At 58.7% G+C, this 6,952-nt stretch carries 7 protein-coding genes; 5 read left to right on the forward strand and 2 right to left on the reverse strand.

Annotated elements, in window-relative coordinates; genetic code table 11:
- Positions 1-449 precede the first annotated feature (449 nt).
- Together NW843_RS04750 and NW843_RS04755 are read right to left on the reverse strand one after the other, a co-directional pair.
- Positions 450-1,304: a M28 family peptidase gene (locus NW843_RS04750; RefSeq protein WP_414522256.1), complete on the reverse strand. Its 855-nt coding sequence runs from the start codon at positions 1,302-1,304 to the stop codon at positions 450-452.
- The gene (locus tag NW843_RS04755; protein ID WP_414522257.1) at positions 1,301-2,083 is read right to left on the reverse strand and encodes an HAD family hydrolase; all 783 of its coding nucleotides are present in this window, start codon (positions 2,081-2,083) and stop codon (positions 1,301-1,303) included. The genes NW843_RS04750 and NW843_RS04755 overlap by 4 nt, the downstream gene beginning before the upstream one ends.
- Positions 2,084-2,202: 119 nt before the next feature.
- On the opposite strand from NW843_RS04755, the gene lpdA reads away from it, so the two are divergent.
- The 5 genes from lpdA to NW843_RS04780 all read left to right on the forward strand — a co-directional run bounded on the left by lpdA (position 2,203) and on the right by NW843_RS04780 (position 6,868).
- Positions 2,203-3,585, forward strand: a complete 1,383-nt coding sequence (gene lpdA / locus NW843_RS04760; protein WP_414522259.1) for a dihydrolipoyl dehydrogenase — start codon at positions 2,203-2,205, stop codon at positions 3,583-3,585.
- An 81-nt stretch (positions 3,586-3,666) separates the two neighbouring features.
- Positions 3,667-4,962, forward strand: coding sequence for a class I SAM-dependent methyltransferase (locus NW843_RS04765; RefSeq protein WP_414522258.1), 1,296 nt, complete (start codon positions 3,667-3,669; stop codon positions 4,960-4,962).
- 233 nt (positions 4,963-5,195) lie between these two features.
- Entirely contained in the window at positions 5,196-5,333 is a 138-nt protein-coding gene (locus NW843_RS04770; protein WP_011432392.1) for a hypothetical protein, read from the forward strand.
- A gap of 85 nt (positions 5,334-5,418) precedes the next feature.
- Positions 5,419-6,492, forward strand: coding sequence for an A/G-specific adenine glycosylase (mutY, locus tag NW843_RS04775; RefSeq protein WP_414522260.1), 1,074 nt, complete (start codon positions 5,419-5,421; stop codon positions 6,490-6,492).
- Between the two features lie 100 nt (positions 6,493-6,592).
- Positions 6,593-6,868: a hypothetical protein gene (locus NW843_RS04780; protein WP_099812344.1), complete on the forward strand. Its 276-nt coding sequence runs from the start codon at positions 6,593-6,595 to the stop codon at positions 6,866-6,868.
- Positions 6,869-6,952 lie beyond the last annotated feature (84 nt).

Genomic DNA, 6,952 nt, shown 5'->3' on the forward strand with positions numbered 1-6,952 from the left:
CTTGAAGTCACTCGCAGCCATAGGCTCACCCCTGCAAGGTTAGGGTTTTTCGAGCTATTTCCAGAATACAAAGTTGCAGTTGGCGAATTAGAGCAGATCCAAAAGAGGTAGAGGCAGAAGGGCGAGATGGCGCTTTACTGTGCTCTCACTACTTCGGAAACTTTGGAAACGCACTTTTTGGGAGCTTGGGCAAAAGTGCTCATACACAATGCTCCTGCTGAGTTTCACACTGCCAAGGCAGGTTTTTTTAACCTTTTCCCCATTACTACTCTCATCCATTGTCTCCCCTCATCAACAAAGGATCCAGTCGAAGAATCGCGAACCCCCTGGAGAAATCTCCGTACTGAGGATGCCAACTCTACCCTTACCCCCAGCCTCCTTCCAGAGAGAGGGGAGTTAGGACTTAACGCACGCTACTTGTTGTTGAACGACTGTGGTGTTTGGAAGAGCTACAGCGAGCGGATCCCGGCCATCAAGCCCTGGCAGACCCCCGTCAGGAAATCTGGATCTAGGGTTTCCAAGGTATCGCTCAGCTTGTGGTAGTGGGGGTTGCGCAAGAAAGCGGTGTCGGTAACCATAACGGCGGCGTAGCCCGCATCCCAAAAGGGGGAGTGATCGCTCAGGCGAGTGGCAGGTAGGATCAAGCCTCGCTGCCCGGCCAGCAGCCAGCAACAAGGGATCCCCACTTTTTGAAAATCACGCTGCAGCTTGAGCAGATCCCCCCAGGTGGGCCAGTTGCCGATGAGACCGATGTAATCTCCCCGGTTGGGGTAGAGCTTCTCAAGGCCAGCGGGGTAGCGTTGGGATCCGGGGGTGGGATCCCGGTAGCCCAGCATTTCCAAAGACAGCATCAGCCGTAGGGATTGCCTCTGACGTTGAAGAAACTGGGCGTAAGCCCCACTGCCCACCATCCCCCGCTCCTCCAGGTCAAAAGCCACCAGCCACAGGGGGGAAGGGGCAGGGTTGGCGGCAAAATGGCGGGCCAATTCCAGCAACACCGCCACGCCGCTGGCGTTGTCGTCTGCTCCAGGGGTTGCCGGGGCAGCGTCAAAGTGGGCTCCGATGAGGATGGGTTGGCGGCCAGAACGGGATCCCGGCAATTTCAAGATCCAGTTGCGGTGCAGGCGGCCACCGGCCTCAAAGGGGAAGGACTCCAGGGATCCCCACTTAGAAAGCTGCTCTTGGATGTAGCGCTCCACTTGGCTATGGCCCAGGGGCGACCAGTCGGGATCCCGGGGCTGGGCCACTTGCTGCAGATGGGCCTCTAGGCGCTGCCGCAGGTCTTGGAGATCTGACGCCATCATGAGCTTCCCACTCCAGACCGGGCAACTTGAGCATGGATCTGTCGGGCCAACTCCAGGGTGAAGTAGCGGTGGGATCCCACCGTTCCCGCCAACACCCGAAACGGATCCTCAGGCTCCCCCAGGTGATCCAGCACCAGAGCCGCCCCGGAAAAATCCTGATCCCGGGTATAGTCGTTTACCGTCACCACAGTGGGAATACCGGCCTGCTGGGCCGAGCGCAGCCCATTCTCCGAGTCTTCAAAGGCCAGGCAGGCCTGGGGGGGCAGCCCCATCTGTTCCAGGGTGTAGAAGTAGATGTCGGGGGCGGGCTTTTTGGCGGGGACCACATCTCCGGCAGCAATCACTTCAAACCAGCTCAGGCTCTCCGGCAGCGCGTGCTCCAAAAGGGCCGTCACGTTTTCCGGCGTGGTGGTGGTGGCAATGGCCAAGCGGATCCCAGCAGCTTGGGCCTCCTGCAGTAGCCGCTTGACACCGGGGCGCAAAGGGATCCCGCCTTTGGCCAACAGAGCCGTGTAGTGGCGGGTTTTGGCCTGGTGCAGCCGGGCAATGAGGGCATTTAAATCTTCACCAGGGGGTAGCGGCGGCTGGCAGGTTGCAACGAAATGGCGAATGCGCTCTTTGCCCCCCGTAATGGCCAGGAGTTGGCCGTAGAGCTCCACCGACCAGTGCCAGTCCAGCCCTGCCTCGGCAAAGGCAGCGTTAAAGGCCACGCGATGACCATCCCGCTCCGTGTCCGCCAGCGTGCCGTCCACATCGAAGATCAAAGCTTGGAGTGTCATGTGTACCCCCACCCGCCTACAAGCGACTCTATGCTACTGCATGGCTTGGGTGCCCCTAGCCAGGTTTCTGGGAAGGCCAACAAGGTGAGAAAATGAGGCACTGGTTATCCAATCTCGCCATGAGCTTCGATTTTGACGTAATCATCATCGGTGCCGGCGTCGGCGGCCACGGCGCTGCTTTACATGCGGTCGAATCTGGCCTGAAGACCGCCATCGTCGAAGGTGCAGAAATGGGCGGCACCTGCATCAACCGCGGCTGCATCCCCTCCAAGGCTCTGCTGGCCGCCTCAGGACGCCTGCGGGAACTGCAACATAGCTCTGGGCTGGGCATCCAAGTGGGATCCCTTCAGGTGAACCGAGAGGCTATTGCCAATCATGCTGCCCAAGTGGTGGAGAAAATCCGCGCCGACATGACCCGCTCCCTGGAGAGGCTGGGGGTAACAATCCTGAGAGGGCGGGGCAAGTTGGTGGCACCCCAGCAGGTGGAAGTCCAGGAAGAGAAGGGATCCTATACCTACACGGCGCAGGATGTTATTCTTGCTACGGGCTCCCGCCCCTTTGTGCCCCCTGGCATCGAGGTGGATGGCCGGACGGTGTTCACCAGCGACGAGGCGGTGCGGCTGGAGTGGATCCCGGAGCGCCTAGCGATTATCGGCAGCGGCTACATTGGCCAGGAGTTTGCCGACATCTACACTGCCTTGGGATCCCAGGTCATCCTCATCGAAGCCCTGGAGACCCTGATGCCGGCCTTTGACCCCGATATTGCCCGCCTGGCCCAGCGGGTGCTGATTAAGCCCAGGCAAATCCAGACCTACGTGGGGATCACGGCCAAGCAGGTGATCCCTGGCCAGCCAGTAACGATTCACCTCTCCAACGGCGAGACGCTGCAGGTGGATGGCTGCTTGGTGGCTGCCGGTCGGATCCCGGTCTCAGAGGGGCTGGGCTTGGCCGAGCTGGGCATCGACACCGGCAAACGGGGGTTTATTCCTGTCGATAGCCGCATGGCCACCGATTTGCCTCACCTCTGGGCTATTGGGGATGTGACCGGCAAGATGATGTTGGCCCACGCAGCGGCAGCCCAGGGGAGAGTGGCCGTGGAAAACATCTGTGGCCGTACCGCCTATATGGACTACCTCAGCATTCCGGCAGCGGTGTTCACTCACCCGGAAATGGGTTTTGTGGGGCTGACCGAACCTCAGGCCAAGGAGGAAGGCTACAGCGTGGGCACGGTGCGCACCTACTTTGGCGGCAACTCCAAGGCCATTGCTTCGGGAGAGACAGAGGGCATGGTCAAGCTGGTCTTTGACAAGAGCACCGGCCTACTGCTGGGATCCCACATCTTGGGGGCACATGCAGCGGATTTGATCCACGAGGCGGCTCAGGCCATTGCTCGCCGGGCCACGGTGCGAGAACTGGCCAGCTTGGTGCATGTTCACCCCACCTTGGCAGAGACGCTGGAGGAAGCCTACAAGCGGGCTACCCACGCTCTGGCAGGGGCTTAGCAACGGTTGGGAAGATCTCCCCGCTCAAAACCTCAAGAAAACCGTAGGATGGGGGGGAATACGTGGGAGGAAGTGCTTTTGGTGAGCGAAGCCGAGATTACCCGGGCGGTGCAGGCCCAGTACGAGACTTTCCCCTATCCTCCTATTCCTTACGACCGGCCCTTTGAGGGCTTCTCCAGTCTGGGCAGCTATACCTTGGCGCAGTACGCCCGCACCCGTAGGCTGCAAGAGCCCGCAGGAGCCAGGTTTTTGGTGGCAGGGTGTGGCACCGGCTGGGAGGTGCATGGCATTGCCGCCAGCAACCCCGGCTATGGGTCGGTGGTCGGGATCGACATCAGCCGCCCGGCCCTGGAGATGGCCCAGAAGCGAATTAAGCACCACGGCCTACGCAACTGCTCTGTGCAGTACGGGGATCTGCTGGATCCCTCTACTTGGCCCGAAGGCAGCTTCGACATGATCAGCTCCTACGGCGTGATTCACCACACTGCAGATCCGGTGAAGGCTTTGAGCAATCTGGCATCGCGGTTGGCTCCCGATGGGGTGATGGCGCTGATGCTCTACAACCGTTCAGGCCGTTGGCATCTGTACCGCATTCGGCGAGCCTTGGAGTTGTTGGGCATCACCCCACCTGCAACCCCAGAAAAGATCGAATTTGTGCGGCAACTGCTGAAGGGAGCCAGCCCCAATTCCCTTTTGGCCAAGCACGCCAAGGCTCACCAAGAATACTATGGACAAGATGAAAACATTGTCGATAATTTCTTCCATGCCAATGATATTCCTTTCGACATCGGCGAGATTCCCGACTTGCTTGCCCAAGCCGGGCTGGAGTTTATCGATGTAGCCCCCTACTTGGACTATTGGAATGCCAGGCCGTTGATTGCCGCCACCCACCCGGAGTTCCATCGCCGCTACGAGGCCCTTGCTCGCATCGACCAACTGCGGGTCATGGAGTATCTGGAGCCTCTGTATCACACGCAAAATCTCTTCTGGTGTTGCCATCAAGGGAAAAAGGTGGACCACTGGGATCCCTTTACAGTCGAATTTTTTAAGAGCTCCCGCTGGCAGCTCAACCCCTTGTTTGTCCGCTATGGCAGCGTGCGCTACTGGGATCAAAAAATCCCCTTTTCAGATCTGTTGGGCAAGCTGGATCCGGCCCAGATCCTGACCCAGAAGATGGATATTTTCTGGCCCGTCGCCCGCATCCCGGGCAAGATGATAGCCTCTACCCGCTACCAGGTGGTGGAGCTGCTGCTGCCCCTGGCCAATCAAGCCCGTTCTGGCGCTGAGATCCTGGCTGCCCACGAAGAGAGAGCCGACCACCTTCTCAACCTATTTCGACAGTGGGAAGCAGACCGGTTAGTCCTGCGGGTTGCCTAGCTTCTGGTTATTCCAAACAGTCCAAATCACCAGGGTCAAAGTCTGTTCCATGCTAAGGTTGTATCATGCATGACCGAGGACGGTGCTTCTCCCCAGGCATGTTTGCGCCGGCGGTGCGGAGCACCTCTACTGGGACATCTTCGCCACAGCTTTCCCTGTGAATAGAGCTGGCAGATCTGGATCCCGATCAACATCCCTGACAACCCCAACGCCAGAGCTGGTAGGAGGCAAGGATGGCTGACTACAATCGCGGCATTATGAAGTTCAAGGGGGCAGATAGCCCAATTGTCGTTTTGATCTCGGCAGGGATTGTGGCCGGTGTGGTTTCGGCCCTGATCTGGTGGGCTTTGCACTTTGCTTACGCAGCTTGAGTCTCAGCCCATATCAGAAGCCGAGGTCAGTTTTTCCTACATTGCCAGCCTTCCGAGCAAAGGAGGGGAGTGGGACGAGGCTTTCTTGCAACGCTTGCGGCAGTCTCTTCAGCGTTGGTACCGTGACCACGGAAGGGATCTGCCCTGGCGCCGCACCCGGGATCCTTACGCCATTTGGGTTTCGGAAGTGATGTTACAGCAAACCCAGGTGGCAACAGTTATCCCCTACTTTCAGCGCTGGATGCAAACCCTGCCCGGGATCCCAGCATTGGCGGCAGCCCCCCAGCAGCAGGTGCTGAAACTGTGGGAGGGCCTGGGCTACTACCGGCGGGCCCTGAACTTGCACAAAGCCGCCCAAATCCTGGTGCGGGAACGGAACGGCGAGTTCCCCAGGGATTTGGAGCAGGTGCTGGCTCTGCCGGGGATCGGGCGCACCACGGCTGGCGGCATTCTCAGCGCTGCCTTCGATCAGCCTTTGCCCATTTTGGATGGCAACGTTAAGCGGGTGTTGGCTCGCTTGGTGGCTTTGCAACAGCCTCCGGCCCAGTGTCTGCCCCTGTTGTGGCAGCTTTCCCAGCAATTGTTGGATCCCGTGCAGCCGCGGGCTTTTAACCAAGCCCTGATGGATTTGGGGGCTACCGTCTGTCGTCCCAAAAAGCCTCACTGTGGCCGGTGCCCTTGGCAAGCGGATTGCAGCGCCTACAATCGAGGTCAACACCAACAATTGCCTATGTCTGCACCCCGTGCCTCCCGTCCTCATAAGCAAATCGCGGTTGCCATTGTTCTGCGGGGAAAAGAAATCCTTATCGATCGACGGTTGGAAAGCTCGATGCTCAGTGGGCTGTGGGAGTTTCCCGGAGGGAAAATCGAGCCGGGAGAAACGGCTGCCGAGTGTGTAGTGCGGGAGGTAAAAGAAGAAATCGGCATCGATATCGAGGTGGTCGCGCCGCTGGCCACCGTCGAACATGCCTATACCCATTTCACCGTTACTCTTATCGCTTTTATCTGCCGCTACCTGGGCGGAGAAGCCCAAGCCCTGCAATGTAGCGAGGTGCGCTGGGTCAGCCCGGCGGAGCTGTCGGAATTTCCCTTCCCAGGGGCCAATCAAAAGTTGTTTCCCCACTTGTATGCTTGGCTGGCAGAGCATGGCAACCCATGATGAACCCACCCAATCCGCCAAATGGCTTAGACCCTTCTGGAACGTTTGCCCCAAGACATTCGATAGGATAGTAGATGTCCTGCTGCCGTGAGCTACGGATATGCTTGTCACTCTGGAAAAAGCTGGGGAGATTCTGGCTAAGGGATCCCATACAGCCATCACAACCACAGATGGCAAGATCGCGCTGGTGCCCAAGGGAAAAGAAACCCTCAAACTGACGGCCAACGAAGCCATTAACCTAATGTTTTACGTCGTCCGCTCCGCTGAACCGGCAGAGACGGTGATGGCCCAACTGGAGGAGGCAGTTGCCAAAGCTCAAGCCCCCGATCCAGCCGAGGAACGGGCCAGAAAATATCGAGAACTTCGTGGCGTCTAAAGGGGTGGCATTCGTGGCGGGTGGAGCCTTTCGCCAACTGGAGAGCATGCCTCTAACCCCCAAAACCCTGAACTTTGCTGAATT

Origin of the sequence: Synechococcus sp. R5-12 (genome assembly GCF_047502655.1) — a bacterium.
GTDB lineage: Bacteria > Cyanobacteriota > Cyanobacteriia > Thermostichales > Thermostichaceae > Thermostichus.